The organism is Acidovorax sp. LjRoot66 (genome assembly GCF_964253305.1).
In the GTDB taxonomy this organism is placed as follows: domain Bacteria; phylum Pseudomonadota; class Gammaproteobacteria; order Burkholderiales; family Burkholderiaceae_C; genus Acidovorax.
This window is the reverse complement of the sequence record NZ_CAXUQU020000002.1, coordinates 72,133-99,121: the sequence shown is the minus strand read 5'-3', so window position 1 is coordinate 99,121 and position 26,989 is coordinate 72,133. Positions and strand designations below refer to the sequence as shown.

General features: G+C 63.6%; 26 protein-coding genes. 14 read left to right on the top strand and 12 right to left on the bottom strand.

Annotated features, from left to right (window positions below):
* Positions 1-17: 17 nt before the first annotated feature.
* The 5 genes from ACSQ3Y_RS32745 (at position 18) to ACSQ3Y_RS32725 (ending at position 4,676) form a co-directional block, all read left to right on the top strand.
* Positions 18-527, top strand: coding sequence for a MaoC family dehydratase (locus ACSQ3Y_RS32745; protein ID WP_436180486.1), 510 nt, complete (start codon positions 18-20; stop codon positions 525-527).
* Between the two features lie 59 nt (positions 528-586).
* Positions 587-2,293: an electron transfer flavoprotein-ubiquinone oxidoreductase gene (locus tag ACSQ3Y_RS32740; protein ID WP_436180258.1), complete on the top strand. Its 1,707-nt coding sequence runs from the start codon at positions 587-589 to the stop codon at positions 2,291-2,293.
* Between the two features lie 204 nt (positions 2,294-2,497).
* A complete protein-coding gene (locus ACSQ3Y_RS32735) occupies positions 2,498-3,361 on the top strand; it encodes an SDR family oxidoreductase (protein ID WP_008905438.1) in 864 nt (287 codons plus the stop codon).
* A complete protein-coding gene (locus ACSQ3Y_RS32730) occupies positions 3,358-4,236 on the top strand; it encodes an SDR family oxidoreductase (protein WP_436180257.1) in 879 nt (292 codons plus the stop codon). Before ACSQ3Y_RS32735 ends, ACSQ3Y_RS32730 begins: the two co-directional genes overlap by 4 nt.
* Entirely contained in the window at positions 4,233-4,676 is a 444-nt protein-coding gene (locus ACSQ3Y_RS32725; protein WP_127806058.1) for a PaaI family thioesterase, read from the top strand. Before ACSQ3Y_RS32730 ends, ACSQ3Y_RS32725 begins: the two co-directional genes overlap by 4 nt.
* A gap of 164 nt (positions 4,677-4,840) precedes the next feature.
* Here ACSQ3Y_RS32725 and ACSQ3Y_RS32720 read toward each other — a convergent pair whose 3' ends face one another.
* The 12 genes from ACSQ3Y_RS32720 to ACSQ3Y_RS32665 form a co-directional block, all read right to left on the bottom strand.
* Positions 4,841-5,941, bottom strand: a complete 1,101-nt coding sequence (locus ACSQ3Y_RS32720) for a CaiB/BaiF CoA transferase family protein (protein ID WP_436180256.1) — start codon at positions 5,939-5,941, stop codon at positions 4,841-4,843.
* A 47-nt stretch (positions 5,942-5,988) separates the two neighbouring features.
* Positions 5,989-6,849 (bottom strand): ABC transporter ATP-binding protein, encoded by an 861-nt coding sequence (locus ACSQ3Y_RS32715; protein WP_436180255.1) that lies wholly within the window; start codon positions 6,847-6,849, stop codon positions 5,989-5,991.
* Complete coding sequence (locus ACSQ3Y_RS32710) at positions 6,843-8,072, bottom strand: ABC transporter substrate-binding protein (protein ID WP_436180254.1); 1,230 nt, start codon at positions 8,070-8,072, stop codon at positions 6,843-6,845. Before ACSQ3Y_RS32710 ends, ACSQ3Y_RS32715 begins: the two co-directional genes overlap by 7 nt.
* A 69-nt stretch (positions 8,073-8,141) precedes the next feature.
* Positions 8,142-9,194, bottom strand: a complete 1,053-nt coding sequence (locus ACSQ3Y_RS32705; protein ID WP_436180253.1) for a branched-chain amino acid ABC transporter permease — start codon at positions 9,192-9,194, stop codon at positions 8,142-8,144.
* Positions 9,195-9,197: 3 nt separating this feature from the next.
* Complete coding sequence (locus ACSQ3Y_RS32700) at positions 9,198-10,085, bottom strand: branched-chain amino acid ABC transporter permease (protein WP_436180252.1); 888 nt, start codon at positions 10,083-10,085, stop codon at positions 9,198-9,200.
* The gene (locus ACSQ3Y_RS32695; protein ID WP_436180251.1) at positions 10,082-12,034 is read right to left on the bottom strand and encodes an AMP-dependent synthetase/ligase; all 1,953 of its coding nucleotides are present in this window, start codon (positions 12,032-12,034) and stop codon (positions 10,082-10,084) included. The genes ACSQ3Y_RS32700 and ACSQ3Y_RS32695 overlap by 4 nt, the downstream gene beginning before the upstream one ends.
* Complete coding sequence (locus tag ACSQ3Y_RS32690; RefSeq protein WP_056278313.1) at positions 12,031-12,831, bottom strand: ABC transporter ATP-binding protein; 801 nt, start codon at positions 12,829-12,831, stop codon at positions 12,031-12,033. The genes ACSQ3Y_RS32695 and ACSQ3Y_RS32690 overlap by 4 nt, the downstream gene beginning before the upstream one ends.
* A 3-nt stretch (positions 12,832-12,834) precedes the next feature.
* Positions 12,835-13,995 (bottom strand): acyl-CoA dehydrogenase family protein, encoded by a 1,161-nt coding sequence (locus ACSQ3Y_RS32685; protein WP_436180250.1) that lies wholly within the window; start codon positions 13,993-13,995, stop codon positions 12,835-12,837.
* A gap of 31 nt (positions 13,996-14,026) precedes the next feature.
* Complete coding sequence (locus ACSQ3Y_RS32680) at positions 14,027-14,794, bottom strand: SDR family NAD(P)-dependent oxidoreductase (RefSeq protein ID WP_056278319.1); 768 nt, start codon at positions 14,792-14,794, stop codon at positions 14,027-14,029.
* Positions 14,795-14,803: 9 nt separating this feature from the next.
* Complete coding sequence (locus tag ACSQ3Y_RS32675) at positions 14,804-16,051, bottom strand: thiolase family protein (RefSeq protein ID WP_436180249.1); 1,248 nt, start codon at positions 16,049-16,051, stop codon at positions 14,804-14,806.
* 34 nt (positions 16,052-16,085) lie between these two features.
* On the bottom strand, positions 16,086-16,886 hold the full coding sequence (locus tag ACSQ3Y_RS32670; RefSeq protein ID WP_050813860.1) for an enoyl-CoA hydratase/isomerase family protein: 801 nt from the start codon (positions 16,884-16,886) through the stop codon (positions 16,086-16,088).
* Between the two features lie 58 nt (positions 16,887-16,944).
* A complete protein-coding gene (locus tag ACSQ3Y_RS32665; protein WP_177134667.1) occupies positions 16,945-18,123 on the bottom strand; it encodes an acyl-CoA dehydrogenase family protein in 1,179 nt (392 codons plus the stop codon).
* 341 nt (positions 18,124-18,464) lie between these two features.
* Between ACSQ3Y_RS32665 and ACSQ3Y_RS32660 the strand changes: the two genes are divergently transcribed.
* The 9 genes from ACSQ3Y_RS32660 (at position 18,465) to ACSQ3Y_RS32620 (ending at position 26,987) form a co-directional block, all read left to right on the top strand.
* Positions 18,465-18,707, top strand: coding sequence for a hypothetical protein (locus ACSQ3Y_RS32660; protein WP_177134668.1), 243 nt, complete (start codon positions 18,465-18,467; stop codon positions 18,705-18,707).
* Between the two features lie 71 nt (positions 18,708-18,778).
* Positions 18,779-19,963, top strand: coding sequence for a lipid-transfer protein (locus ACSQ3Y_RS32655; protein WP_177134671.1), 1,185 nt, complete (start codon positions 18,779-18,781; stop codon positions 19,961-19,963).
* Between the two features lie 33 nt (positions 19,964-19,996).
* Positions 19,997-20,440, top strand: a complete 444-nt coding sequence (locus ACSQ3Y_RS32650; protein WP_177134673.1) for a MaoC family dehydratase N-terminal domain-containing protein — start codon at positions 19,997-19,999, stop codon at positions 20,438-20,440.
* Positions 20,441-20,450: 10 nt separating this feature from the next.
* Entirely contained in the window at positions 20,451-20,867 is a 417-nt protein-coding gene (locus ACSQ3Y_RS32645) for a MaoC family dehydratase (RefSeq protein WP_177134676.1), read from the top strand.
* A gap of 62 nt (positions 20,868-20,929) precedes the next feature.
* Complete coding sequence (locus ACSQ3Y_RS32640; protein WP_127806066.1) at positions 20,930-21,757, top strand: SDR family NAD(P)-dependent oxidoreductase; 828 nt, start codon at positions 20,930-20,932, stop codon at positions 21,755-21,757.
* Between the two features lie 29 nt (positions 21,758-21,786).
* Positions 21,787-22,968 carry an acyl-CoA dehydrogenase family protein gene (locus ACSQ3Y_RS32635; RefSeq protein WP_436180248.1) on the top strand — a complete coding sequence of 394 codons (1,182 nt, stop codon included), beginning with the start codon at positions 21,787-21,789 and terminating at the stop codon, positions 22,966-22,968.
* A gap of 8 nt (positions 22,969-22,976) precedes the next feature.
* Entirely contained in the window at positions 22,977-24,116 is a 1,140-nt protein-coding gene (locus tag ACSQ3Y_RS32630; RefSeq protein ID WP_127806068.1) for an acyl-CoA dehydrogenase family protein, read from the top strand.
* A 46-nt stretch (positions 24,117-24,162) separates the two neighbouring features.
* Positions 24,163-25,770 carry an acyl-CoA carboxylase subunit beta gene (locus tag ACSQ3Y_RS32625; RefSeq protein WP_069047310.1) on the top strand — a complete coding sequence of 536 codons (1,608 nt, stop codon included), beginning with the start codon at positions 24,163-24,165 and terminating at the stop codon, positions 25,768-25,770.
* A gap of 23 nt (positions 25,771-25,793) precedes the next feature.
* Positions 25,794-26,987, top strand: a complete 1,194-nt coding sequence (locus ACSQ3Y_RS32620) for a CaiB/BaiF CoA transferase family protein (protein ID WP_436180247.1) — start codon at positions 25,794-25,796, stop codon at positions 26,985-26,987.
* The last annotated feature ends 2 nt before the right edge of the window (positions 26,988-26,989 follow it).

The window sequence follows — 26,989 nt, the reverse complement described above, 5'->3', positions numbered from 1 at the left end:
CACCGAAGGATCAAAAAATGACTGTCAAGGAAGGGTGGCGCGGCCGGTTCTATGAAGACTTAGAGGTCGGCGACGAGTATCGGCATGGCCTCGGTCGCACACTGACCCAGAACGACAACATCTGGTTCACGTTGCTGACGCAAAACACGGCTCCGCTGCACTTCGATGCCCACTACGCCGCGCAGACGGAGTTCGGCCGTCCGCTCATCAATTCCTGCCTCACGCTGGCCCTCGTGACGGGGCAGACGGTGAGCGATGTCTCGCAAAACGTCATGGCCAACCTGGGGTGGGACGAAGTTCGACTTCCGAATCCGGTGTTTGAAGGCGACACGCTCTATTCACGTTCCACGGTGCTGGACAGGCGCGAGTCGCGGTCGCGAACCAATGTCGGCGTCGTCACGGTGCGCACCGAAGGCTGTAACCAGAGCGGCGTCATTGTCTGCACCTTCAAACGCACGGTGATGGTCTACAAACGTGACGGCGCACCGCGCACCGCACAGCCGCTGCCGGTCGCCAACCGACCCTAACCCCCCCTTTTTTTCGTCAACTTCGGCCCCAGGGTCGCCACCTTTTTGACCCTCTCCGCATGAAGCCCACCTCCCTGCTCGAACAATACGGCCCGCGCGAGGCGATGGAATACGACGTGGTGGTGGTGGGTGCCGGCCCCGGCGGTTTGGCCACAGCCATCCGCCTCAAGCAGCTCGCGGCAGCAAAGGGCGCGGACGTCTCCGTGGTGCTGCTGGAGAAAGGCTCCGCGCCCGGTGCTCACATTCTCTCCGGCGCGGTCATAGACCCCATCGCGCTGAACGAACTCTTCCCCAACTGGAAGGAGCTGGGCGCACCGCTGAACCAACCCGTCACCGGTGACGACGTGCTTTTCCTGAGCGAAACCGGCTCCAGGCGCACGCCCAACTTCCTGGTGCCCGACTGCTTCCACAACGAGGGCAATTACGTCATCAGCCTGGGCGCCCTGACCCAGTGGCTGGGCGAGCAGGCGGAAGCCCTGGGCGTGGAAATCTTCCCCGGCTTCACAGCCGCCGAGGTGCTGTACAACGACAACGGTTCGGAGAGCGGGAATTTACCTTCGGTAAAGGGTGTCGCCACCGGCAACCTTGGCATTGGCAAGGACGGCCTGCCGCACGACGGCTTCCAGCTCGGCATGGAGTTGCATGCCAAATACACCATCTTTGCCGAAGGCGCGCGTGGCCATCTGGGCAAACAGCTCATCACGAAATACAAGCTCGACGAAGGCCGCGATCCACAAAGCCATGCCATCGGCATCAAGGAACTGTGGGAGATCGACCCGGCCCGCGCCCAACCTGGTCGGGTGGTGCACACGGCCGGCTGGCCGATGGACAGCCAGACCTACGGCGGCGGTTTTCTCTACCACTTGGAAGGCAACAAGGTCACGCTGGGCTTCGTCACCGGGCTCGATTACAAGAACCCATGGCTCAGCCCCTTTGAGGAAATGCAGCGCTGGAAGGCCCACCCTGCCATTCGCGCCCACATCGAAGGCGGCAAGCGCATCGGCTACGGCGCGCGCGCCATCACCGCCGGTGGCCTGCTCAGCCTGCCCAAGACCGTGTTCCCGGGCGGCGCGCTGATCGGCTGTGATGCCGGCTACCTGAACGCCGCACGCATCAAAGGCAGCCACGCCGCCATCAAGAGCGGCATGCTGGCCGCCGAAGCCGCGTTTGAAGCCCTGGCCGCCGGACGCAGCGGCGACGAACTCAGCGCCTACCCCGCTGCGTTCGAAAACAGCTGGCTGCACACCGAACTCGACCAGTCGCGCAACTTCAAACAGTGGTTCAAGAAGGGCAGCCTCGTCGGAGCCCTGATGACCAGCATTGAACAGTGGCTGCTGCCCAGGCTTGGCATCAAGCGTCCGCCCTGGACGATCCACCGCACCCAGGCCGACCACGCCAGCCTGCGCCCGGCCGCCGAGATGCCGCAGATCAGCTACCCCAAGCCCGACGGCAAGCTCACCTTCGACCGGCTCTCCAGCGTGTTCGTCAGCAACACCAACCACGAAGAAAACCAGCCCGCGCACCTGACGCTCAAGGACGCCAGCGTGCCGGTGCAGATCAATCTGGCGAAATACGCCGGCCCCGAGAGCCGTTACTGCCCGGCCGGCGTTTACGAATTCGTAAAGAACGACGACGGCTCGGACCGGCTGCAGATCAACGCGCAGAACTGCGTGCACTGCAAGACCTGCGACATCAAGGATCCGACGCAGAACATCGTCTGGGTGACGCCCGAAGGCGGCGGCGGGCCGAACTACGCGGGAATGTAGCCGAGGGTGATTCAAATCTAAAGTGCAATACCCTGGGTTTCAATGAACGAGGGTGGGTGTTGCGTGCTATTGAGCAGGAGGTCCCGATAGAGTCTGCTGGCGCCCACTGACACCCGCAACGCACTGGGCATGGCACTCTCAGCCGCCGCACACGCCCCGATCGCCGACCCGTACTACGGAATTTTCCGATTCTGAAGGGACAACATGACAGAAGACACCACCTTCGGCTTCGACGATGAAGCCCTCGCAACCCGCCCCACCGTCTACCAGAGCGGACTCTTCGAAGGCCAGGTGGTGATGGTCAGCGGCGCCGGCAGCGGCATCGGCAAAGCCATCGCCTTCCTGTACGCGCGCCTGGGCGCCAAGCTGGTCATCTGCGGGCGCGACCCAGCCAAGCTAGAGAGCTGCGCCGAATGGCTGCGCCGGCTCGGCAGCCCTGATGTGCTGGTGCACCCCATGACGATCCGTGATCCCGAGCAGGTGGAACAGTTGATCGACGTGGCCTGGCTGCACTTCGGACGCATCGACGTGCTCGTCAACAACGCCGGCGGGCAATTCCCGCAGCGGGCGCTGGACTACAGCGTCAAGGGCTGGAAGGCGGTGATCGACACCAACCTGAACGGAACCTGGTACATGATGCATGCGATGGCGCGCCGCTGGCAGGGCACCGGCACGCGGGGCAACATCGTCAACATCGTCGCCACCTTCCAGCGGGGCATGCCGGGCGTGGCGCACACCTGCGCTGCGCGCGCCGCGGTGACTCACCTGTCTAAAACTGTTGCAGTGGAGTGGGCGCAGCATGGCATCCGAGTCAATTGCATAGCGCCTGGAGCGATCGCCAGCACCGGCTTTCGTCAGTACTCCCCCGAGGCGGTGAAGGCCTTCGCCGGAGCCAACCCGATGAAACATGTCGGTGACGTGCAGGACGTGGCCGAGGCCGCGGTCTACCTCAGCGCGCCCAGCGGCAAGTTCGTCACCGGCGAACTGCTCACGGTGGATGGCGGCGGCGTGCTCTGGGGCGAAGTCTGGACCATCGCCAAACCCGATTACTTCAAGGTGAACACATGAATTCGGCTGACTCGCAACACCCCAAGTTCGGCCCGGGCGACGAGGCCCTGGCCGCACTCCCGACGGTCTATCGCGACGACCTTTTCGCCGGCAAAGTGGTGCTGGTGTCGGGCGCCGGCAGTGGCATCGGCAAGGCGATTGCCTTCCTGTTCGCGCGGCTGGGTGCCACGCTCGCCATCTGCGGGCGCAAGGCCGACAAACTCGAGGACTGCGCCGAAAAACTGCGCGCGCTGTCGGGCCGTGAGGTAATCACCTACCCGATGACCATCCGCGACCCCGAGCAGGTGGACGCCATGCTCAGTGCCGTGTGGGAACGTTTGGGCGGCGTCGACGTGCTGGTCAACAACGCTGGCGGCCAGTTTGCCGCCCATGCGATGGACTTCAACGTCAAGGGCTGGAACGCGGTGATCGACACCAACCTCAATGGCAGCTGGTACATGATGCAGGGCGCGGCCAGGCGCTGGGTGGAGCAAGGCCGGCCCGGCAACATCGTCAACATCACCGCCGCCATCGACCGCGGCCTCACGGGCATGGCGCACACCACCGCCTCGCGCGCGGGCGTCATTGCGCTGTCGCGCACGCTGGCCATCGAGTGGGCAGAGCACGGCATCCGCCTGAACTGCATTGGCGCCGGCGCCATCGAGAGCAACGGTTTCAACAACTACCGCGAAGAAAACGTTTCCACTTTCTACTCGTGCAATCCGATGAAACGGGCCGGCGACGTGCAGGACATCGCGGAGGCGGTGGTCTACCTCGCCGCACCCTCGGGCAAGTTCATCACCGGCGAGGTGCTCAACATCGAAGGCGGGATGCTGCTGTGGGGCGAGTTCTGGCCAGCCGGAAAACCCGACTACTTCAAGGTCGATCAAGCGTGACCTCACAGCCCCCTCTTCCGTCGGCAACGTACTCCCACGGGCCTTTTCAGCAGCTCGTCGGTTACGACATCCTGCCCAACGAGCGCGGCCTGTATTTCCGGCTGCCGATCCGGCGCGACCACCTCAACCCCCACGGCGTGCTCCACGGCGGCGTGCCCCTGACCTTGCTCGATGCGGTCGGGGGCAGAACCCTGATCGACCGGCCGATCCCGGGCAGCGGCCAGCTCATCCAGTCGTCGGTAACGGTCACGCTCACCGTGGATTTCATCCGTGCGGTCGGCACAGGAATCCTGTTTGCATCGGCAACGCCTGACCACATCGGCAAGACGCTGGCATATGTGTCGGTGAAGGTCACGCTCGACGCACTCGACGGAGACATCGTGTCGCGCGGCATCGGCACCTACCGCATCTACACCAAGTCACTGGTCAAAGCGGTCTGATCGGTGCTCGGCGGAGACCGCCCGGCAAATCACTGCCGCTCAATGCAAATGATCATCGGGCGGCGGAAGGATTTTCAGCTCGCGGTTGAAGCGTTCGATTTGGTCGGGCTGAAACTGCGTCGAACGCCTGTGGTCCATTTTCCCCAGCCCCCACCATTCTTCGACTACAAGAGTTCGTCGTCGTGTTCGCCAATGAACGGTGCGGGGCCTGGGCGATCAGTCACCGTCCGGCTGAACCTTGGTGCCGGCGAAGGTTGGAGCACGCCGTCTCGCTCAAAGAAAGTGCCGCGCGCGCTGTTGTGTGGATGATGTGCAGCCTCTTCCAGAGTCAGCACCGGCGCAAAGCACACGTCGGTCCCTTCCAGCAACGCACACCAGTGCGTGCTCGGCTGGGTGCGGAAGATGTCGGTGACCTGGCGTTTGAGTGTCGGCCAGACGGCCGGATCGCGTTGCCGTTGAAACTCGGGATCGCTGATGCCCAGCTTCTCCAGCAGCAGCACATAGAATTGGGGTTCCAGTGATGCGATCGAGATCCATTTCCCGTCAGCGCACTCATAGGTGTCGTAGAAATGCGATCCGCCATCCAACAGGTTGGCCTGCCGCTCGTTCTTCCACAATCCCAGCGCCTTGAGGTCGCAGACGATGGAGGTCAGCAGCGCAGCGCCGTCGGTGATCGCAGCATCGACCACCTGACCATGGCCAGAGGAGCGCGCTTCAAGCAAAGCGCAAACGATGCCAAAGGCTAGAATCATGCCGCCGCCGCCCAGGTCGCCAACCATCGCCGGCGGCGCTACTGGCCCGCCGTCCGAGCGGCCAATCATGCTGAGCGCGCCCGACAGCGCAATGTAGTTGATGTCATGCCCGGCGGCCTGCGCGAGCGGGCCGTCCTGACCCCAGCCGGTCATGCGTCCGTAGACGAGTCGCGGGTGGCGTGCCAGCAGCACGTCCGGGCCCAATCCCAGCCGCTCCATCACGCCCGGGCGAAAACCCTCGATGATCGCGTCGGCCCCGTCGACCAGCTCCAGCACCCGCTGTATGTCTGCAGGCGACTTCAGATCGACCGCCACCGAACGCCGGCCGCGGTGCAGCACGCTGCGCCGACCACTGGCCAGGAAGGCGCCTTCCCCGCGGTCTTTGCCCTTGTCGCCCTTGCGGTCCAGGCGGATCACGTCCGCACCCATGTCGGACAGCATCATCGCGCAGAACGGTCCGGGGCCGATGCCGCCGAACTCGATCACTTTCAACCCCTGCAAGGGACCACTCATTTGTCGTTACTCCTGAAACTGAATTAGAACCACAAGCCAGCCGTTTGTTACCCCAGCCAGCGCTTGCGCCGCTTGTAGTGCTTGACCTCTCGGAAACTCTTGCGCACCCCCTCGCGGTCCAGGCCGAGATAAAACTCGCGCACATCCTCGTTGTCGCGGAGTTCCTGGGCCTGCCCCTCCAGCACGATGCGACCGCTCTCCATGACATAACCATAGTCGGCGATCTCCAGGGCCACGCGTGTGTTTTGTTCGACGATGAGCAGCGACAGCCCCTGCTCACGCAGGTGGCGCAGCACGCTGAAGACTTCTTCGACCATGCGCGGCGCCAGCCCGAGTGACGGCTCGTCGATCAGCATGAGTTTCGGCTCGGCCATGATCGCGCGCCCGATCACCAGCATTTGCTGCTCGCCGCCCGACAGAAAACCGGCCGTGCGTTTTCGCAGTTCGGCCAGGCGCGGAATCGCTTCGTACACGCTGTCCATCGCCTGGCGCATCGCCTGCGCCGATGGAAACATGTGGCCGCCGATGATGAGGTTTTGCTCGACCGTCATGTGCTGCAGCACGCGCCGCCCCTCCATCACATGAACCAGACCACCGCGCACCACGGTCGCCGGATCGTGCCCCTGAATCGGTCGGCCGTCGAAGGTGATCACCCCCCCTGAGACGCGGCCATCTTCCGAGTCAATGACGCCGGAGATGGCTTTCAGGGTGGTGCTCTTGCCTGCGCCGTTGGCGCCCAGCAGCGCCACGCACCCGCCTTCGGGGACCTTCATCGACACGCCCTTGAGCGCCAGGATCACCTCGGCATACAACACCTCAACGTTGGATAAAGTCAGCACCGCCGGATCGGCAGCCGCATGGGACGTGGTCCGTTGATCCGGTGCTGCAGCAATGGCTGAATTCACCATTTAGGCACCACTGGCACGTTCACATCGGCTGCAGCCCGAACGACCTTGCCGTCCTTCATGGTCGCGATGTTGACCTTGGCGGTGCCGGTGGGAAAGGGGGTATCGTTGCTGAAGTCCACGCCTGGCAGTATGCCCATCAGGTCGTTGCTGGTGAACTGGCTGTTCATCAAGGTCTCGCGCACCGCTTCGCCCGTGACTTTGCCGGCACCCTTGGCCTTGATGGTGGCCTCAATCGCGCGCACTGCCACGACGCTTTGGCCCAGGCCCATGATGGTCATGGCATTCCAGCCCGATTTCAGGCCATGCTTTTCCTGCAACATGCTGTAGAACTTGCGTGCGGTCGTGTCGTCTTCGCTGGCATCGGCGATGGCGCCCACTTCGAAATCACCGGCAAAGCCATTCGGGTCGCCTAGTGCCTTAGATGATCCCACCACGCCGTTGTGCAGCGAGAGCATGATCGGGACGTTTTTGCCCAGCGCCTGCAGCGCACGTTTGGTGGCCACGGCCTGGGCGGTGTTGGTCTGGATCACGATCACATCGGTGCCAGCATTGACCAGGCGACGCACCGCCAGGGTCAGGTCGGCCGGTTGCACTTCGGTCCAGATCGCCTCGACGAAGGTGGCTTTGTCCGGGTTGGCCTTGGTGTAGCTTTGCAGGCCCTTGGCCATGTCGGCATAAGCCGGGGTGGCTTCGGAGGTGATGATCGCAACCTTGACAGGGCGCTTGCCATCGAGTTTGGTGGTGCGGAACCATTCCAGGAATCCGCCCGCCTCGTGGGCGTAGGTGGGGCGCAGGTTCAGGGCCCATTGGTTGGATTTCCAGCCGAAGCCGTAGGTGGCGGTGGCCATGACCATGGGAATCTTGTCTTCCGGCAAGCGCTGCTGCAACGCGGCGGCATCCGGACCACCGAGGCCGAGCAGGATCGCGGGCTTGACTTCGGCCTTAATGCCGGGCCACAGGCTGGCGGTTTGCGCAACGTCGTAGCGGGTGTCGAAGGTTTTGACGACGATCTGCACGTTGAGTTTGCTGCCGACTTCCTTGTTCCACCACTCGATCACTGCGAGTCGCCCGCCCTGCATCTGGGACATGACGTTGGCATAGGGGCCGGCGAAGTCGGCAAAGGCGGCCACGTTGATCGTCGTCGATTGCGCATGGGCGGGCGCATTCAGCAGCAGACCAGAGGCCAGGGCGACCGTGAGTTTGAGAAAGGTATTGCGTTGCATGCTTGTCTCCAATTGTGGTTGTGGTGAGAAAAAGGGGCGGGGGATTGCGACTCGCTGTGCCGGGCGGGCTCAGTGGTGAAACGGCCAGAGCCGGTAGTTAGTTTTCAGGATGTTCCAGCGGTGCATCAGGCCTTTCGGTTCAAGCAGCAGGAACAGCGTGATGATGAGGCCGAGAAACACATTCATGCTGGCGAAGATCAGGTCGCTGCTCAGGCTGGGGATGCGCTCGACCAGGTCGGGCCCGAGGCTGGTGATGGTTTCCTGCACACCACGGATGAGCACGGTGCCTATCAGTGCCCCGACGATCGAGCCGAGCCCGCCGACGATCATCATGGCAATGAACCAGATCGAGTTGAACAGCGTGAACTGATCGACCGAGACGAAGCGCACCTGGTAGGCCCACAGGGCACCACCGATGCCAGCGTAAAAAGCGCCGAGCACGAAGGCTCGCGACTTGGCGCCGGCCACCTCAACGCCCATCATGCCGGCGGCCACATCGTCGTCGCGCACGGCGACAAAGGCGCGCCCGTGGCGGCTGCGCAGGATACCGAAAGCGCCGATGACCATCACCATGGTGACGACAAGAAACAGGTAGTACAGCGAGCGGTCGGTGTTGAACAAAAATGTGCCCATCCGCGCCGGCTCCAGGCTGAAGCCATTGACGCCGCCGAGCCAGGCTGAAGGCAGATTCAGCACAATGAAGTGAAAGATGAACTGGGCCGCGATGGTGGTCAGCGCGAGGTAAAAGCCCTTGATGCGCGCCGCCGTCATGCCAAACAACCAGCCGGCCAGCGCCGCTACCAAGCCAGCCACCGGCACCGCCACCCAGAACGGCAGCCCGGCCTTGACCTCGACCACGCTGGCGGCGTAGGCGCCGACGCCCATGAAGGCGGCCTGGCCCAGGTTTATTTGCCCGGCGTAGCCGGTGGTGATCTGCAGCCCGACCACCACGATGGACGTGACCAGCATCAGGTTGGCTACGGCTACCAGACGCGCCGAGGCGAACCAGGGGAGGAACAGGAGAATTGCGATGAACAGTCCCAGGGTGACCCATTGGGCGCGCGTACGGATCAGCGCGCGGTCGCGCGCATAACTGGTGGAAAAAATGCCGGAGGGATCCATGGGTCAAACTCTTTCAATGCGTTTCCAGCCGAACATACCGGTCGGACGAACCACCAGCACCACCAGCATGAAGATATAGGGGACGACGGCGGCTGCATTGCCGCCGATCAGCGGGTCGATGTAGGCGGCGGTCAGTCCCTGCACGACCCCGACGATAATGCCCGCCAGCAGCAGACCGCCGATGGACTCGAGCCCGGCCAGCAGGGCCACCGGCAGGGCGGCGAAGCCGATTTCAGAGGACAGGAAGGTCAGCGACTTGCCGCTCAGGTAAACCATCGAAGTGATGACCGACAGAACGCCGCCAAGCGCCCAAGCGAAGGCGATGGAGCGGCGCACGCTGATGCCCATGGCCAGAGCGATCTGGTGGTCTTCGGCGACCGCCGACATCGCCAGACCGCTGCGACTGCGGTTGAAGAACCAGTGCAGCGCCACCGCCGCGAGCACCGCGATGAGGCCACCAATGGCGAGCGAGCGCGGGATGATCATCTCGCCAAAGATGATTGGCGTGAGGGGAAAGATGGCGGGGAACTGACGCTCCTGCGGACCCCAGATCGCCAGTACCAGTCCACGCATCAGGATCAGCAGCCCGATGGTGACCATGATCATAGAGAACACCGACTCGCCAATCAGGCGCCTGAACAGCAGGCGTTCAATCACTAGCCCGATCAGCATCGAAATGCACAGTGCAACAGCGATGCCCAGCACCGGATGCATGCCGCGCGACTGGATGGCCCACCATAGCAGAAAGGCGCCCAGCACGATCATCTCGCCAATTGCCATATTGAAGACCTTGCTGGCGCGGTAGATGACGACAAAGCCCATGGCCACCAGTGAATACAGCAGGCCAAGAAGCGCGCCGTTGATGGTGTAGTTGATGAATTCGATGATCATGGTGTGTGTGTCTGGTCGATGTCTGTGGCCACCACGGTTGCGCGCAACGCGCCCTGGCGGCCGTCCTGGTAGGTCACGGCTATTTCGCAGGCAATGTCGGCGACACCTGCATACAGTCCGTCAATCAGCGCTCCATAGCGCACCTCGAGAAACTCTCGGCGCAGCTTGCGCGTGCGGGTGAGTTCGCCTTCGTCGGGGTCGAGCTCCTTCGGAAAATTAGCGAAACGCACCACCCGCGAGCTCTCGGGCATCAGTTTGTTGATGCGGCGGATTTCGCCCTGCACCAGTTGCCGCACCTCGGGCCGCTGCGACAGGTCGGTGAAGGTGGAGAATGCAATGCGCCGCTCCTCGGCCCAGCGGCTGGTCACCGCCATGTCGATGTTGATCAGCGCTCCAACCCAAGGCCGGGTGGTGTCGCCCAGCACCATCACATCCTTGATGAAGGGCGAAAAGCGCAAACGCGTCTCGATGAACTGCGGGGGATACGAGTGACCGCTGGCGAGTTTGACCAGGTGTTCCGCGCGGTCGAGGTACACGAGTTCTCCGCGCTCGGTCTCGCGCACTGCGTCACCGCTGACGTACCAGCCATCGCGCTGGATGCTGGCGGTTTTGTCGGGCTTGCCCCAGTAGCCGAGAAAGCCGGTGCCGCCGCGCAGCAGCAGCTCGCCGTTGTCCTCGATGCGCGATTCCAGCGGCGCGCCGAAGGCTGGGTCCACATCCAGCAGCGGGCCTACGGTTTCGAGGTCGTAGCGCTCGCCGCGGTGGCCAGCAATCAGACCAAACTCCGAGCAGCCATAAATATTGCGCAAATGGACGCCCATGGCGTGAAACAAGCGAAACACGTCGGGCGCCATGGCGGTGCCGCCTGAAACCGCGACATCGCTGCGAATAAAGCCGAACTGATCGCGTACCGGGCGCAGGGCCAGCGCCTCGGCCACAGGCAGCAGCAGGCGCGACAGCCACGGTGCCGCGCGCCCTTCGAGTCGCGCCACATGCACGTCATGGCCGATGCGGATGCCCCAGCGGTAGATGCCGCGTGCCATCCAGCTCGCGGCGAGCATGCGCGCCTCGATGGTGGCGGCGATGTTCTCCCATTGGCGCGGGCCAAACAGCACGATGTGCGGCGCAAGTTCGCGCACGTTGGGCAAGACCTGGTCGGGGCCTTCCGGGAAGTTGACCACCAGCGGCGTGATCAGCCCGAGGGTCACGCCCAGCAACTGCTCGGTGATCCAGGCCAGCGGCGTGTAAGACAAATATTCCATGCCGGCTTCCAGCGGCAACGCGCTCCTCATCCGAACCGCGTTATCCATCAGCCAGCGGTGGCTGATCATCACGCCCTTGGGCTTGCTGGTGGTGCCGGAGGTGTAGGTCAGTAGTGCCAAATCATCCGCTTGGCCGGCGTTAACTTCACGTTCGAAGCGCTGCGGGTGCCTCTCGTGCTGGCGCCGACCTTCAGCGGTCAGGTCATCAAAGGATTGCAGCAGCGTATGCCGGTACGACCACATGCCCGAGTTGTCCCAGTAGGCGATTCCCCGGATGTCGGGCAGCCGCTCCAGCAGCGCAAGCGCCTTGTCAACCTGCTCCTGATCCTGCGCGAAGATGAAGCGGGCGTTTGAATCCTCGCACAGGTAGTGCAACTCGTCGACGGTGGCGTCAGGGTAGACCGATACGATTTTGACGCCCAGTGACTGGGCCGCAAACAGCGCCCAGTAGTGCTCTGGTTCGTTCTCGCCGATCACAATCGCGGTTTCGCCACGCTGCAGGCCCTGCGCCGCCGCGCCAAGTGCAATGCTGCGCGTTCGATCAAACACGTCGGCCCATGTATGGCAGCGCCACATACCTTTGCGCTTGACGCGCTGCGCCAGCAACTGTGGATGTTCCCGGGCGTGGGCGAACAACTTCTGCGGCAGGGTCATGACGACTTCTGGGGAGGGGTCGGTCGCACTCATGCCGCAGCTCCCAAGTAGGCCTGGATCACGGCCGGGTCGGCCTGCACTTGTGCAGGTGTGCCGTCGGCGATCTTGCGGCCAAAGTCGAGCACCGCCACGCGGTCTGCCAGATCCATGACCACCCCCATGTCGTGCTCCACTAGCACAACCGGGATGCGCTTGGCCTCGCGCACGTCTATGATGAAACGGGCCAGATCTTCTTTTTCTTCGGTGTTCATGCCGGCCATGGGTTCATCCATTAACAGAACCTTGGGTTCCATCGCCAACGCACGGCCCAGGTCAACGCGCTTGCGAAGACCGTAGCCGAGCGCGCCTACCGGCTGGTGGCGGATATTCTCAATTTCAAGGAAGTCGATGATTTCCTCGACTGCCTCCCGGTGCAGCGTTTCTTCACGCTGGGTCCAGGGAAAGTAGAGAAATGCCTGCGCCAGATTGGATCGCATCTTGCTGTAGCGGCCGACCAGGATGTTGTCGATCACGCTCATGTTGGAGAACAAATGGGTGCCCTGAAAAGTGCGCACCACGCCTTCGCGCGCGATCTGGTGCACCGCGCGGCCTTTGATGTCTTGACCACGATAGTGAACGCTGCCTTGTTGCGGCAGGTAGAAGCCGCTGAGCACGTTCATCAAAGAGCTCTTGCCCGCGCCGTTGGGCCCAATGATGGCCAGCAGCTCGTTGTCACGCACATCGATGGCGACCTCGGCCAGCGCGGTGACACCGCCAAAGCGCAAGGTGATGTCCCGCGCCTGCAGCACCGAAGCCTCGCTGGATGGGCTAATCGAGGAGTTAGAGGTCATGGGTTAGGAGAAGGCGTTGATGCCGGTCAAGGCGCGGCCAATGATGAGTTTCTGGATTTCGGTGGTGCCGTCGGGAATCGGCATCATGCGTGCGTTTCTGAACAACAATTCAACGCCGAAGTCTCTGGTTATGCCGTTGCCGCCGTGAATCTGCACTGCTTTCGACGTGACATTGACCGCCATCTCGGTCGCGTACCATTTGGCCATGGCGCTTTGCACCTCGCTGCGCACGCCGTGGTCGATCAGGTTGAAGGCGCGGTAGACCAGCAGACGCGCGGCGTCGAGTTCGGTCGCGGCTTCGGCAAGCATGCCCTGGATCAATTGATGGCCGCCGATGGGCTTGCCATGCTGGCGGCGTTCCTTCGAATAGGCCACCGCCTTGTCGAGCGCCGCCTGTGCGATGCCCACCGAGGTAAGACCGACCATAGGACGCGCTTTCTCGAACAGCACCATGGTGTTCTTCAGGCCGGTGCCGGGGGCTATCATCATGTTGGCGGCCGGCACGCGCGCGCCATCGAAGAACAGCTGAGCGGTCGAGGTGCTGTTGAGCCCGAGCTTGTCGATGTTGCGGCTTTCGTAGCCGTGTTCGGCGCGGTCCACCAAGATCATCGAGATGGCGCCAGAACCTTCTTGTGAGGTACGCACGATGACCATGCAAAAGTCGGAGTAGTGGCCGTTGGATATCCAGGTTTTCTCCCCGGTGACAATGTAGTGGTCGCCATCGCGCTGGGCACGGCAGGTGACTTCAGCCACGTTGGAGCCGACCCCGGGCTCGCTGATGCCGCTGCAGGCAATGATTTCGGCGCGCACCATGCGTGGCAAATATTTCTCACGCATGGCCACGTTCGTGCAGACCTCCAGCGAATAGGCGCCGAGCTGCTGAATCAACAGCGAGATTGCCACGTCGCCGGAGATGCGAGCGAGTTGCTCATACATCAGTGCATAGGTGAGCCAGGGCATGCCCAGGCCACCATGTTCCTCGGCAATGATGCCGTTGCCGCCCATGCCGTAGGGCAGCATCTTCTGGAAGATCTCCAGCATCACCTCTTTTTCAATTAGCTTCTCGGGCTGGTAGCGTTCGACAATCGGACGCAGTTCGGTCTCCAGGAAGCGAGTGAAGCCTTCCACGGCCATGCGCTGTTCTTCGGTGGGGAGGAAATTCATGGTGCTGGTCTCGGTGTGTTGTCGGTCTCGTTCAGCGAGTGCTCATGCGTGCACCGGCATCAATGTGCAAACAGGTCGCATTGATATAGGGGTTCTCGACGATGGAGCGCACCAGGTGGGCCAGCTCGCTGGCTTGACCCATGCGGCGCGGGAACAGAATCATGCGGTCAACGATGGCCTGTGCGACCTTCTTTGGCAGGCCCGCGACCATCGGCGTTTCGAACAAGCCCGGCGCAACCGCTACGCAGCGGATGCCCAGATCGGCCAAGTCCCGTGCCACCGGCAGCGTGAGGCCGATCACCCCGGCCTTGCTGGCGGCGTAGGCCGCCTGGCCCATCTGGCCGTCCTGTGCGGCACCGGACGACAGGTTGATGATGACGCCGCGCTCATCACCCTCAGGCTCATTGCGCGCCATCGCCACGGCTGCCAGGCGCAGCACGTTGAACGTGCCGGTCAGGTTAACGGCAATCACCTTGTCCCACAGTGCCAGGGGAAAGGGTTTTCCATCGGAGAAGGTCTTGGCTGCGTCGGGCACGCCAGCGCAGTTGATGCAAATGTGAATGGCGCCAAAACGGGCCAGGGTTGCGTCGATGCCCGCCTGCACCTGTGACTCACTGGTGACATCAACCTGCTCGAACATGGCGGCAGAACCCAGTTCGGTGGCTGCCTGTACACCACGCTCGCTATCGCGGTCGAACAATGACACCCGCGCGCCGCCTTCGGCGAGCGCATCAGCCACCGCGCGTCCCAGGCCTGAAGCACCACCTGTGATGATAGCCACCTTGTCGTGAACAATCATTTTTGCCCTTCAGCGACCGAGAATGGTGATGGCGGCCACGGCTTCTTCAATTCCGAACAGGCCCCCACCGTTTTCTGCAATGGCAAGGCGGGCCCCTTGCACCTGGCGGGCCCCCGCTTCGCCGCGCAACTGCACGACCAGTTCGTGCAACTGACCCAGCCCGGTGGCGCCGATCGGGTGCCCCTTGGACTCCAGTCCGCCCGAGGTGTTGATCGGGATGCGTCCGCCAATCGTGGTGTCGCCGCGCTCGGCGAGCGGCCCGCCTTCGCCGAACGCACAGAAGCCAAGGTTTTCACTCTGCACGATTTCGCCGATGGCGGTGGCATCGTGGACCTCGGCCAGCGAAATGTCTTGCGGGCCAACGCCTGCGAGTTCGTAGGCTTGTTTGGCAGCCTTGACGGTGATGTGTTGATCCAGGTCTTCAGGGCGGCGGGTGCTGCCGGTGGCAATGACCGATGCCAACACCTTGATGGCGCGCCCACGCTTTGCCAGGCGCGCCAGTGCTGCTTCGGAACACACGACGACTGCGGCAGCCCCGTCGCTGATGGGTGCGCACATCGGCAGCGTCAATGGGTAGGCGATGGGGGGCGCGGCCAGTACCTCGTCAATGGTGTATGCATTGCGGTATTGCGCCAGCGGGTTGTGCACCGAATGGCCATGATTCTTGGCCGACACGGCGGCAATTTGTCGCTGCGTGGTGCCGAACTCGCGCATGTGAAAGCGACCAAAGGCGGCGTAAATGTCCATGAACAGGCTGTAGGGCGCCTTGGACATGGACCCTTCCGGCGGCTCAATACCGTGCCCCATGTGCAGCAGCCTGCGTTTGTTCTCCTCGACCGTGGCCACGTCCCAGGCGCCGTCGAAGACGCTGAACATTTTGGCTTTGTCGGCGCAAAACATTTTCTCGGCACCAATGGCCAGCGCTATCTCTCCTGCCCCCGAGCGCACATACTGCACCGCCAGGTTGAAAGCCGAACTGGCACTGGCGCAGGCGTTCTCGATGTTGAAAATCGGGATGGACTCGAAGCCCATCGAACGCAACGCAATCTGGCCGCGGATCATGGTCTGGCCTTCGAGTGCGCCCTGTGTTGCGTTGGAAAAGTAGGCCGACTGGATGTCGCTGACGGACAGTCCGGCATCGGCCAGCGCGGCGTTCACGGCAGCGGCGGTCAGTTGCTTGATATCGCGGTCAAGAAACTTGCCGGTCGGCGTCATGCCGACGCCGACTATGTAAACGGCGGCTTGCGGGTTGGTCATGGTAATGCGTCCATTCAGAAGAAGCGGTGTGAAATCAGTAGCCCTTGAAATCGGGCGTGCGCTTGCCGACGAAAGCCGCGAGGCCCTCTTGTATGTCGTGCGAATGGCGGTGCGCGTCGAGCACCAGTCGCTCCAGCCGCAGTGCCGAAGCCTGTGGCTGCTCCAGCCCGTCGGCCACGACCTGTTTCATGCGGCGCAGCACCAACGGGCTCTTGCTGGCGATGCGCAAGGCGATTTTTTCGACCTCGGACACCAGCTCGGCATCCGGCACCACGCGATTCACCAGGCCCAACGGAACCAGTTCGCGTGCGGGCATGGTGTCGCCGGTGAACAGCAGGTATTTGGCGGCGGTGGCGCCGATGCGCCGTGGCAGGATCGCCGCGCCGCCCGCGCCCGGAAACACGCCGAAGTTGGCATGCGCATCGCCGATGCGGGCACTTTCGGCGGCGATGATGAGGTCGCAGGCCATGGCCAGCTCCAGTCCGCCGGCCATCGTCAGGCCATTCAGCGCGGCGATGGTGGGTTTGGGGCACACGCGCAGCCGATCCATCATGCCGCCGACGAGATCGAGAAACTCACCCATCGGGTCGCTCGGGCCGGGGTCGCCAGCGCTGCTCTCGAACACGCCTTTGAGATCGGCGCCGGCGCAGAAGGCTCGGCCTGCACCGGTCAGCACGATGACGCGGATGGCCGGGTCACGCTCGCAACGTTCGGTCACATCGCGCAATTCGGCGCACATTGTCTCCGACAGGGCATTCATCGCATCGGGCCGGTTCAGCGTGATCCACGCCACGGCACCACGTTGTTCAAAGCGGATGGTCAACGGGGGTTGCATCTTCAAGGCATCCTTGCTTATGTGGGGGTCAGCTGCGCTTGCCATGCGGGTTTGGGAATCAACCGCGCAGGAGTTCTTCGGCAATGATCATCTTGCGCACCTCGGATGTGCCTGCACCGATCTCGAGGATCTTGATGCAACGGAACAGGCGGTTGATCTCGGACTCCCAGATGTAGCCGCTACCGCCATGCACTTGCACGGCCTTGTTGAGCACCCGGTTGCAGGCTTCGCCGGCGTAGAGGATGGACGCTGCGGTGAGCTTGTGCGCATCGCCGCGGCCACCGCCGCCCACTTCCAGATCATTGACCTCGGCCAGGGTGCGCCAGACCAGGGTTTTCATGGCTTCGATCTCGGTGTACATCTCGGCCAGCATGGCCTGCACCATCTGGAAGCTGCCGATGGGTTTGCCGAACTGCACGCGCGTCCTGGCGTACTCGACGCTCAATTCGAGCGCACGTTCGCAGATGCCCACGCACAAGCCAGCCACCAGCGCGCGCTCCAGATCGAGCCCGCTCATGACGATTTTGACGCCTTCGTTTTCCTTGCCCACCAGGTTGGCTGCCGGCACGCGGCAGTTGTCGAACACCAGCTCGCCGGTCTGGCTGCCGCGAAAACCCATCTTGATGAGCTTTTGAGCCACCTTGAAGCCGGGGAAATTCTTCTCGACGATGAAGGCCGAAATGCCCTTGGCACCCAACTCCGGCGCGGTCTTGGCGTAAACCAGCAGCACGTCGGCCACCGGGCCGTTGGTGATGTAGATCTTGGTGCCGTTGAGGATGTAGAGGTCGCCCTCGCGGCGCGCGCTGGTGCGCATCGCGCCCAGCGCATCCGAGCCGGCGCCGGGTTCGGTCAGGCCGAGCGCGCCGATTTTTGTGCCGTTGCACAGATCGGGCAGGTATTGGCGGCGCTGCGCCTCGTTGGCGTTGCGGTAGATGTTGTTGACGCACAGGTTGTCGTGCGCCGCCCAGGACAAGGCGATGGCGGGGTTCCAGCGCGCAAAGGCCTGGCAGATCAGGCCCGAGCTGAACAGGTCCATGCCCGCGCCACCATGCTCGGCAGGCACGGTGGCCCCCATGAAGCCAGCCGCTCCAATTCTCTGAAAGATATCAGACGGCCACCACTCCTCGTCGTCCATGCGGCGCGCGAGTGGCACGAATTCCTTGCGCGCGAACTTGTCGGCGGCTTCGAGCACGGCACGGTCGTCGGCGGAGAGGGCAAAACTGCGAGGCGTGGACATAAAGGATGCCTATCAATGCGTGGGCTGCGGGTCAAGGAGTCACGGCGCGCGCCCAAGCTGCGGGGACGAGGTCTCTTTGGGTTTGCGCGAATTTAATGAGGGATTGCCACACTGTCAAGCGTTAGGTAGGATTCGTTGCAGGCGCTCACCTGAAGTGCCAGAGATCCGGAGACTTCGGCCATGGGAGGCGGAATCGGTGCGGATTCATTGGCGGGGGCCGACCTGTTGCTCAAGCAGGTGGTCACCCGTGCCGCATTCACCCGTGACACCTATCGGATCACGCCGCTCGCGGCGCGACCCTTCATCAGTGACAAACGACGCTTCGACCTAAGGAAACAGCCTTGACCCACGAACTCGGGATGAACCTGCTGCGCCGCCAGAACGTGGGCGACAACTTGCGCCTCGCGGTGAAGGCAACCGGAGAAAAACATACGGTCATCTTCGAGTTCTGTCGTGGCCGCCTGCCCGGCTTCGAGGCGCCGAAGCGGATTCACTTCCGCAGCTCGCTGCCAATCAGTGCGGCCAACAAGATCCTCAAGAAGGACCTCAAAACCGAGTATGCCAACGCGGACAAGGGCGGCTGAGGCCGTCGGCCTCCCAGTGTCCGAGTCCAAAACGTTTCGATCGAAACATTTCAACCCAAGGAGTCAGTGCGATGAACCAGAAAGTTATTGTTGCCGGTGTGGGCATGATCCCGTTCACCAAACCGGGCGCCAGCGAGCCCTATCACGTGATGGGAGAAAAGGCGGTGCGCCAGGCCATGGCCGATGCGCGCGTCGAATACCCCATGATCCAGCAAGCCTATGTGGGCTATGTGTATGGCGATTCCACCTGCGGCCAGCGGGCGCTCTACCCGGTGGGCATGAGTGGCATCCCCATCGTCAACGTCAACAACAATTGCTCCACCGGCTCGTCGGCGCTGTTCCTGGCGCGCCAGGCAATTCAAAGCGGTGCCGCCGAGTGCGTGCTGGCCCTGGGCTTCGAGCAGATGGCCGCCGGTGCCATCAAGGCCCAGTTCGAGGACAGGCCAACGCCGTTCGAGGAGTTTGACCGGGCCACCGCCGAGCTCGTCGGGCACCCGGAAATTCCGCTGGCCCTTCGTTACTTCGGCGGCGCCGGCAAGGCGCACATGGACAAGTACGGCACCCAACTGTCGACCTTTGCCAGCATTCGCGCCAAGGCCAGCCGCCATGCCGCCAACAACCCGCTGGCGCTGTTTCGCAAGGAGGTCTCGGTCGATGACGTGATGAACGCACCGATGCTGTGGGAGGGCGTGATGACCCGCCTGATGGCTTGCCCGCCGACCTGCGGCGCCGCTGCTGCGGTGATTTGCTCCGAAGCCTTCGCCAAAAAGCATGGGCTCGACACCCGCGTGTCGATTACCGCCCAGGCAATGACGACCGATTTCCCCAGCACCTTCGAGTCGCACGACATGATGCGCGTGGTCGGCTTCGACATGGCGCGCGATGCGGCGCAAAAGGTCTACAAGCAGGCCGGCATCGGCCCGCAGGACGTGAACGTGGTTGAGCTGCACGACTGCTTCGCGCAGAACGAACTGATCACCTACGAGGCGTTGGGCCTGTGCCCGGAGGGCGGCGCCGAGAAATTCGTGCTGGACGGCGACAACACCTATGGCGGCAAGGTGGTGACCAACCCGTCGGGCGGCCTGTTGTCGAAAGGTCATCCGCTGGGCGCGACCGGCCTGGCGCAATGTTTCGAGCTGACCCATCAACTGCGCGGCACGGCGGACAAACGCCAGGTCAAGGGTGCGCGTGTGGCCTTGCAGCACAACCTCGGGCTGGGCGGCGCTTGCGTCGTCACGCTTTACCAGGCCGGCTGAGCTCAGACGCAGCAAACCAGGAGCTGAAGTCCCATGATTGACAAACAATTCATCGGTTACGAGGTGCCGCCCACGCTGTGGGATGTGGAGAAGGGGCGCATCCGCTTTTTCGCCGAGGTGATCGGTGCCACCGACCCGATCTACTTCGACGCGAGCGCCGCCCAGGCCGCTGGCTACCGCAACGTCGTGGCACCACCGACCTTCATCTTTGGCGCCGAGAGCGATTCGGGGGTGTTGATGACGTTGCTCGACACGCTCAAGATCGACTTGCGCAAGGTCTTGCACGGCGAGCAACGCTTTGACTACCACGCCCCGGTGTGCGCTGGCGACACGCTGCGCTTCCAGACCCGCGTCACCGACATCTACGACAAGAAGGGCGGCGCGCTCGAGTTTGTCGTCAACGACACGAAAGTCACCAATCAGCTCGGCGAGCATGTCTCTGACCTGCATTCGGTGGTCGTCGTGCGCCACGCCTGAAGGACTATTCATGAACACTCAAGTAAAAATCCTGGATGTTGGTGACGACATGCCTGTACTGGAATTGCCACCGATCAGCCGCACCACACTGGCACTGTTCGCCGGTGCGTCGGGTGACCACAACCCGATCCACATCGACATCGACTTCGCCCGCAGCGCGGGTATGAAGGATGTGTTCGCGCAGGGTATGTTGTCGATGGCCTACCTCGGGCGTGCGCTCACCGAATGGGTGCCGCAGCGCCAGCTCCTCAGCTATGGCGTTCGCTTCGCGGCCATGACCCACCTCGGCGACCGCATACGCTGCACGGGCAAGGTGCTTGAAAAGATTGAGCATGCAGGTCGGCCCTGCGTGCGAGTTCAAATCAGCGCGACGAAGGCGACAGGCGAAATCACGCTGGCCGGCGAGGCACTGGTTGCCTTGAACTGAGGCCTCCGTTTGGCGGCCCGACTTTTTATTTATTTCCTTTTAATCACAAGCAAGGACACACCATGAAAACACTTGAAGGCAAAGTTGCCATCGTCTCCGGATCGGGTCGCGGCATCGGCCGCGCCATCGCCATGAAACTCGCCAGCGAAGGCGCCAAGGTGGTCGTCAATGACCTGGACGCCGGCCCGGCCGAGCAGACCGTGGCCGACATCAAGGCCGCTGGCGGCATGGCGCTGGCTTGTGCCGGCAGCGTCACTGCCGACGGCTTCGCTGAAAAGTTCGTCAAGACCGCGATCGACGGCTTCGGCGGCCTGGACATCATCATCAACAACGCCGGCTACACCTGGGACAACGTGGTTCAGAAGATGACGGACGAGCAATGGAACGCGATCATCGACGTGCATCTGACCGCGCCGTTCAAGATTTTGCGCGCTGCTTCGGAGTTCATCCGCGTCGCCTCGCGCAAGGAAGCCGAAGCGGGGCAGGAGGTGTTTCGCAAGGTGGTCAACATTTCGTCCATCGCCGGCACCGGTGGCAACGCCGGTCAGGCCAACTACTCGGCGGGCAAGGCCGGCATCATTGGTCTGACCAAGGCGCTGTCCAAGGAGTGGGGTCGCTACAAGGTGAACGTCAACGCCGTTGCTTTTGGCATGATCAAGACGCGGCTGACCGAGGCACCAGCCAGTGGCGATGCCTCCATCGACGTCGAGGGTCGCAAGATCAAGGTCGGCGTCAACCCCGAGCTGCTGGAAATGATGGAGCGCACCATTCCGTTGGGTCGCGGCGGCACGCCCGAGGAGGCAGCCGGGTCGGTCTACCTGCTGTGCATTCCCGAGTCGAACTACGTCAGCGGACAGACGCTGATCTGCGGCGGCGGCATCTCTATCTAAAGCGCAAGCCGAACGCAGAAAGGCCCACGATGGACATCGATTTCAGCCCGGAAGACATGGCGTTCCAGCAAGAGGTTCGCGCCTGGTTCAAAGCCCACACACCGTCCGATCTCAAGCGCAAGGCCGTCACCGGAGAGATGCTGCAGAAGAACGACATCGTTCAATGGCAGCGCCGACTCGATAGCCAGGGCTGGCTGGTCACCGGCTGGCTCAAGGAGCATGGAGGGCCGGGCTGGACGCCGACGCAGCGCTACATTTTCGACCTGGAGCGCGCGGCGGCCAGCGCGCCGGTGGGGCTGTCGATGGGCGTCATCATGCTCGGACCGGTGCTGATTGCCTTCGGCACGCCAGAGCAAAAGGCGCAGTACCTGCCGCGCATCCGCCGCTGCGAGGACTGGTGGTGCCAGGGCTATTCCGAGCCCGGCGCCGGCTCCGACCTGGCCAGCCTGAAGACCACGGCCGTGGCCGATGGCGATGATTACGTCATCAACGGCTCCAAGATCTGGACCACCTACGCGCACTGGGCCACGCACATGTTCTGCCTGGTGCGCACCGCCAACAGCGGCAAAAAGCAAGAGGGCATTTCCTTCCTACTGATCGAGATGGACCGCCCCGGCATCGATGTCAAACCTATTGTATCGATCGACGGCGAACACCACCTGAACCAGGTTTTTCTGACCGATGTGCGCGTGCCCAAGAGTAATCTGGTGGGTCGCGAAGGTCAGGGCTGGGACATTGCCAAGTACCTGCTCACACACGAGCGCACCAGCATTGCCGGCGTGGCCGACTGCAAGGCGCACCTGTCCAACCTGCGCGTGGCCGCCGCCGAGCGCCGCTCGGGTGGCCAACCGCTGATGGAGGACGCGGCGATGCGGCTCAAGCTGGCGCGCGCCGAGATCGAACTGATGGCGCTCGAATACACCAACTTCCGCGTGCTGGCCGCCACCGCCTCGGGCAAGGCGCCGGGGCCGGAATCCTCGCTGCTCAAGACCATGGGCACGGCGGTGCAACAGACCTTGGCCGAGTTGGGCGTCGAGATCGCCGCCGAGCAAGCCTGGCCCTGGCATGACGGCGGCGAGTTTGGCAGCGGACGCCATGCCCATGCAATGCCGCACTACTGTTTCTCGCGCGCTGCCACGATTTACGGCGGCAGCGACGAGGTGCAAAAGAATGTATTGGCCAAGATGCTGCTGGCCGGCGGCACGCGCTAAGGATCGTCATGAACTTTGATCTCTCCGAAGAACAAAAGATGCTGCGCGACGCGGCACAGAAATTTCTGCGCACCGAATACCGTTTCGATGCCCGCAACCAGATCGTTGCGTCAGCGTCCGGCATGAGCCGGGAGCACTGGCAACGATTCGGCGAATTCGGCTGGCTTGGGCTCGGGCTGCCCGAGGCGCATGGCGGCTTTGGCGGCGTGGTCGAGTTGATCCAGATCGCCGAGGCGATGGGGGCTGCGCTGGTGGTCGAGCCCTACCTGGCCAGCACGGTGCTGGGCGCGCAGGCGCTGACGCGCGCGGGCAGTGCTGCGCAGCAGGCGGCTTGGCTGCCCGGGCTCGCGTCCGGCCAGCGGATACTCGCATTGGCGCACGGCGAGGCCGATGCCCGTCATGAACTCAGCTATGTGATCACGCGTGCCACGGCCAAGGACGGTGGCTGGCTGCTGTCGGGTCGCAAGAGCGGCGTGCTGGGCGCCCCTTGGGCCGATGGCTTCGTGGTCGTCGCCAGAACCTCGGGCGCAGCGGACGAGCGCCAGGGCATCAGCCTGTTTCTGGTCGATGCCAAAACGCCGGGCGTGCAGGTGGCGGGCTACCGGTCCTACGACGGCAGTCGCGCCGGTGATCTGATACTGGAACAGGTCGTGCTCGGGGCCGACGCACTGCTGGGCACGGAAGGCGAGGGCCTGGGGCTGCTTGAGCACCTGGTTGATCTTGGCATTGTTGCCGCCTGCGCCGACGCCCTGGGTGCCATGGGCGCGCTGTTGCGCAAAACTGGCGAATACGTCAGCACGCGCAAACAATTTGACGTGCCGATTGCCAGCTTCCAGGTCATCCAGCACCGGCTGGTCGACATGTTCGCCGCGGTCGAGGCCAGCCGCTCCCTGGTGCTGATGGCGGCCCTGCATGCCGAGCACCCCGACGCGGCCACCCGTTCGCGCGCCGTCTCGGCCGCCAAGGCCGCCATTGGTGAGCGCGCCCGCTTCGTGGCACAGCAAGCGGTGCAGTTGCACGGCGGCGTGGGCATGACCGAGGAGCTGGACATCGGCCATTACTTTCGCCGCCTGACGCTCTTTTGCAACCTGTTGGGCAGCACCGACCACCACCTGCAGCGCTTTGCGACGCTGCGTGCGGTGGCCTGATTGCCTGATGACCGACCCATACCGAGTCACTGGAAGGGCTGCCTAAATGAGCTTGATGACATCCACCGCCACGCCGAACTCGCCCGAATTTCAGCGCAACCGCGAAGCCTATGAGCTGCGCATTGACGACTTGCATGAACGCCGCGCACGTGCCCTGATCGGCGGCCCCGAAAAGGCGCGCCTGCTGCACAAGAAGCGCAAGCAATTGCTGCCGCGCGAGCGCCTGGCTGCCGTACTCGACCCCGGCTCGCCCTTCCTCGAGTTCGGGCAGCTTGCCGGCGACGGCCTGTACGAGGGCGTGCCGCCGGGCGGCAGCATCATCACCGGCGTGGGGCTGGTGTGCGGGCGCGCCTGCATGCTGATGATCCACGATGCCACGGTCAAGGGCGGCACCTACTACGGCATCACCGCTAAAAAGCATGTGCGGGCCCAGATGTTCGCCTGGCAGCACCGGCTGCCGTGCATCACCATGGTCCAGTCGGGCGGCGCCAACCTGCCGGAGCAGGCGCATATTTTCCCCGACGACGGCCAGTTCGGCTCCATTTTCTACAACCAGATCCGCATGTCGGCCGAGGGCATCACCCAGATCGCGACCGTGCACGGGCCGTCTACCGCCGGCGGCGCCTATCTCCCGGCGCTGTGCGACGAGGCGGTGATCGTGCGCAACCAGGGTGCGATGTTCCTCGCCGGGCCCGAGCTGGTGTACGCCGCCACCAAGGAAGAGGTTGACATTGAAACCCTGGGCGGCGGCGAGATGCACAGCCGCATCAGCGGCGTCACTGACCACCTGGCCGAGAACGATGGCCATGCCATCGCCATCGTGCGCGGCATCGTGGCCAACCTCGGTACCGCAGCCAAGCAGCGCTGGGACGTGGTGCCGCCGCTGCCGCCGCGCCATGACCCGCGCGAGATCTACGGCATTGTCAGCGCCGACAACCGGCATCCGACCGACAACCGCGAAGTGCTGCTGCGGTTGATCGACGACAGTGACCTGCAGGAGTTCAAACCCCTGTACGGCGACACCATGATCTGCGGCTTTGCTCGCATCAAGGGCTTTCAGATCGGCATTCTGGCCAACAACGGCGTGATCTTCTCCGAGAGCGCGCTCAAGGGCGCGCACTTCATTGAGTTGTGCTGCCAGCGCGACATTCCGCTGCTGTTCATGGCCGATGTGTCGGGCTTCATGGTCGGCAAAGCCGTGGAGCAGCAGGGCATTGCCAAGCACGGCGCCAAGTTCATGACGGCCATGGCCTCGGCCAACGTGCCGCGCTACACGCTGATCACCGGAGGCTCGTACGCGGCGGCCTACTTGGCGATGTGCGGGCGCCCGTTCAAGCCCAACGTGATGATGATGTGGCCTACCGGCCGCGCCGCGCTGATGGGCCCAGAGCAGGCCGCCACCACCCTGGGCCTGGTGCGCGAGAACATCCACCGGCGCGAGGGCACTAGCTGGAGCGACGAAGAACGCGAGCAATTCAAGCAACCGATACGCGAGCAGTTCGAGAGCTTTTCCAGTCCCTACAACTACGCCTCCAACCTGTGGTGCGACATGGTGATTGACCCGCTGGAAACACGCGACACCATGGCTTTGCTGCTGGAGCTGGCGGGCCGCGTGCCGGCGCGCGACACGCACTTCGGCGTGTTCCGCATGTAATCCTTTGGCCCACCGAATTGAACATGCTCGACGCCATTCTCTCCGGCTGCCGCGTGCTCGACCTGACCCAAAACGTGGCCGGCCCGTTTTGCACCCAGACCCTCGGCGACCTCGGCGCCGAGGTTATCAAGATCGAACGCCCCGGCAGCGGCGACGATGCGCGCCAGTGGAAACCGCCCGAAGTGGCCGGCGTCTCGACCGGCTTCGTGGCGCTGAACCGCAACAAGAAGAGCGTCTGCATCGACCTCGACAGCGCGGCCGGCCAGCAGCTGGTTGCGCGCCTGGCGGCCGGTGCCGACGTGCTGGTGCATTCGCTCAAGCCCGGCAGCGCCGAAGCGCGCGGCCTCGGCGACGAACACCTGCGACCGACCAATCCGCGCCTCGTGTACTGCGCGATCAGCGCCTTCGGCGAGGTCGGCCCGATGCGCGCGCTGCCCGGCTACGACCCGCTGATGCAGGCCTTCACCGGCATCATGAGCGTCAGCGGCCACGAAGGTGACGAGCCGGCGCGCGTCGGCGTGTCGCTCATCGACATGGGCACCGGCATGTGGGCCGCGATGGCCATCCTGGCCGCGCTGCTGCGCCGCGCCACAACGGGCGAAGGCATGCGCGTGCACGCCAGCCTGCTCGAGACCGGGCTGTCGTGGATGACGGTGCCGGTGGCGAACTACCTGGCCACCCAGCGCCTACCGCGCAAGATGGGTTCGGCCATGGCGATGATGGCGCCCTACGAGCTCTTCGACAGTGCCGACGGCAAGGTCTTCATCGCCGCGGCCAACGACCGGCTGTTCGGCCGCATCTGCAGCGCGCTGGCTTGCCCAGAGCTGGCGCAGGACCCGCGCTTCATCGACATGTCGGCGCGCATCGGCCACCGCGAGGCGCTGCACGACGCGCTGGAAGCGCGCACCCGGCAGCGCAGCACCGCCGACTGCGTGGCGGCGCTGCGCGCGGCCGGTGCGCCCTGCAGCGAGATGCACGACGTGGCCCAGATGCTGGCGCACGAACAGGTGCAAGCGGTCGGCATGCTGGGCGCGCTGCCGCTGCCGGGCGCACCGCAACACCAGACGATGGGCCTGCCCATCAGTTCGCAGGGCCGTCGCGGGCGCAGCGGCCCGCCGCCGCCAGTGCTGGGCGGGAACACCGACGAGGTGTTGACGGCACTGGGCCTGCATGCCAATGAACTGGCGGCGCTGCGACAGCAACGCGTCGTCGATTGAAT

Bases quoted from the DNA above. Each gene is read 5' to 3' on its own strand.
- ACSQ3Y_RS32685 (WP_436180250.1), bottom strand. From the start codon at position 13,995: ATGAATTTCCTCCCCACCGAAGAACAGCGCATGGCCGTGGAAGGCTTC.
- ACSQ3Y_RS32675 (WP_436180249.1), bottom strand. From the start codon at position 16,051: ATGACCAACCCGCAAGCCGCCGTTTACATAGTCGGCGTCGGCATGACG.
- ACSQ3Y_RS32625 (WP_069047310.1), top strand. From the start codon at position 24,163: ATGAGCTTGATGACATCCACCGCCACGCCGAACTCGCCCGAATTTCAG.
- ACSQ3Y_RS32705 (WP_436180253.1), bottom strand. From the start codon at position 9,194: ATGGATCCCTCCGGCATTTTTTCCACCAGTTATGCGCGCGACCGCGCG.
- ACSQ3Y_RS32640 (WP_127806066.1), top strand. From the start codon at position 20,930: ATGAAAACACTTGAAGGCAAAGTTGCCATCGTCTCCGGATCGGGTCGC.
- ACSQ3Y_RS32745 (WP_436180486.1), top strand. From the start codon at position 18: ATGACTGTCAAGGAAGGGTGGCGCGGCCGGTTCTATGAAGACTTAGAG.
- ACSQ3Y_RS32740 (WP_436180258.1), top strand. From the start codon at position 587: ATGAAGCCCACCTCCCTGCTCGAACAATACGGCCCGCGCGAGGCGATG.
- ACSQ3Y_RS32720 (WP_436180256.1), bottom strand. From the start codon at position 5,941: ATGAGTGGTCCCTTGCAGGGGTTGAAAGTGATCGAGTTCGGCGGCATC.
- ACSQ3Y_RS32695 (WP_436180251.1), bottom strand. From the start codon at position 12,034: ATGAGTGCGACCGACCCCTCCCCAGAAGTCGTCATGACCCTGCCGCAG.
- ACSQ3Y_RS32665 (WP_177134667.1), bottom strand. From the start codon at position 18,123: ATGTCCACGCCTCGCAGTTTTGCCCTCTCCGCCGACGACCGTGCCGTG.
- ACSQ3Y_RS32690 (WP_056278313.1), bottom strand. From the start codon at position 12,831: ATGACCTCTAACTCCTCGATTAGCCCATCCAGCGAGGCTTCGGTGCTG.
- ACSQ3Y_RS32710 (WP_436180254.1), bottom strand. From the start codon at position 8,072: ATGCAACGCAATACCTTTCTCAAACTCACGGTCGCCCTGGCCTCTGGT.
- ACSQ3Y_RS32650 (WP_177134673.1), top strand. From the start codon at position 19,997: ATGATTGACAAACAATTCATCGGTTACGAGGTGCCGCCCACGCTGTGG.
- ACSQ3Y_RS32635 (WP_436180248.1), top strand. From the start codon at position 21,787: ATGGACATCGATTTCAGCCCGGAAGACATGGCGTTCCAGCAAGAGGTT.
- ACSQ3Y_RS32715 (WP_436180255.1), bottom strand. From the start codon at position 6,849: ATGGTGAATTCAGCCATTGCTGCAGCACCGGATCAACGGACCACGTCC.
- ACSQ3Y_RS32655 (WP_177134671.1), top strand. From the start codon at position 18,779: ATGAACCAGAAAGTTATTGTTGCCGGTGTGGGCATGATCCCGTTCACC.
- ACSQ3Y_RS32620 (WP_436180247.1), top strand. From the start codon at position 25,794: ATGCTCGACGCCATTCTCTCCGGCTGCCGCGTGCTCGACCTGACCCAA.
- ACSQ3Y_RS32670 (WP_050813860.1), bottom strand. From the start codon at position 16,886: ATGCAACCCCCGTTGACCATCCGCTTTGAACAACGTGGTGCCGTGGCG.
- ACSQ3Y_RS32730 (WP_436180257.1), top strand. From the start codon at position 3,358: ATGAATTCGGCTGACTCGCAACACCCCAAGTTCGGCCCGGGCGACGAG.
- ACSQ3Y_RS32645 (WP_177134676.1), top strand. From the start codon at position 20,451: ATGAACACTCAAGTAAAAATCCTGGATGTTGGTGACGACATGCCTGTA.
- ACSQ3Y_RS32680 (WP_056278319.1), bottom strand. From the start codon at position 14,794: ATGATTGTTCACGACAAGGTGGCTATCATCACAGGTGGTGCTTCAGGC.
- ACSQ3Y_RS32700 (WP_436180252.1), bottom strand. From the start codon at position 10,085: ATGATCATCGAATTCATCAACTACACCATCAACGGCGCGCTTCTTGGC.
- ACSQ3Y_RS32735 (WP_008905438.1), top strand. From the start codon at position 2,498: ATGACAGAAGACACCACCTTCGGCTTCGACGATGAAGCCCTCGCAACC.
- ACSQ3Y_RS32630 (WP_127806068.1), top strand. From the start codon at position 22,977: ATGAACTTTGATCTCTCCGAAGAACAAAAGATGCTGCGCGACGCGGCA.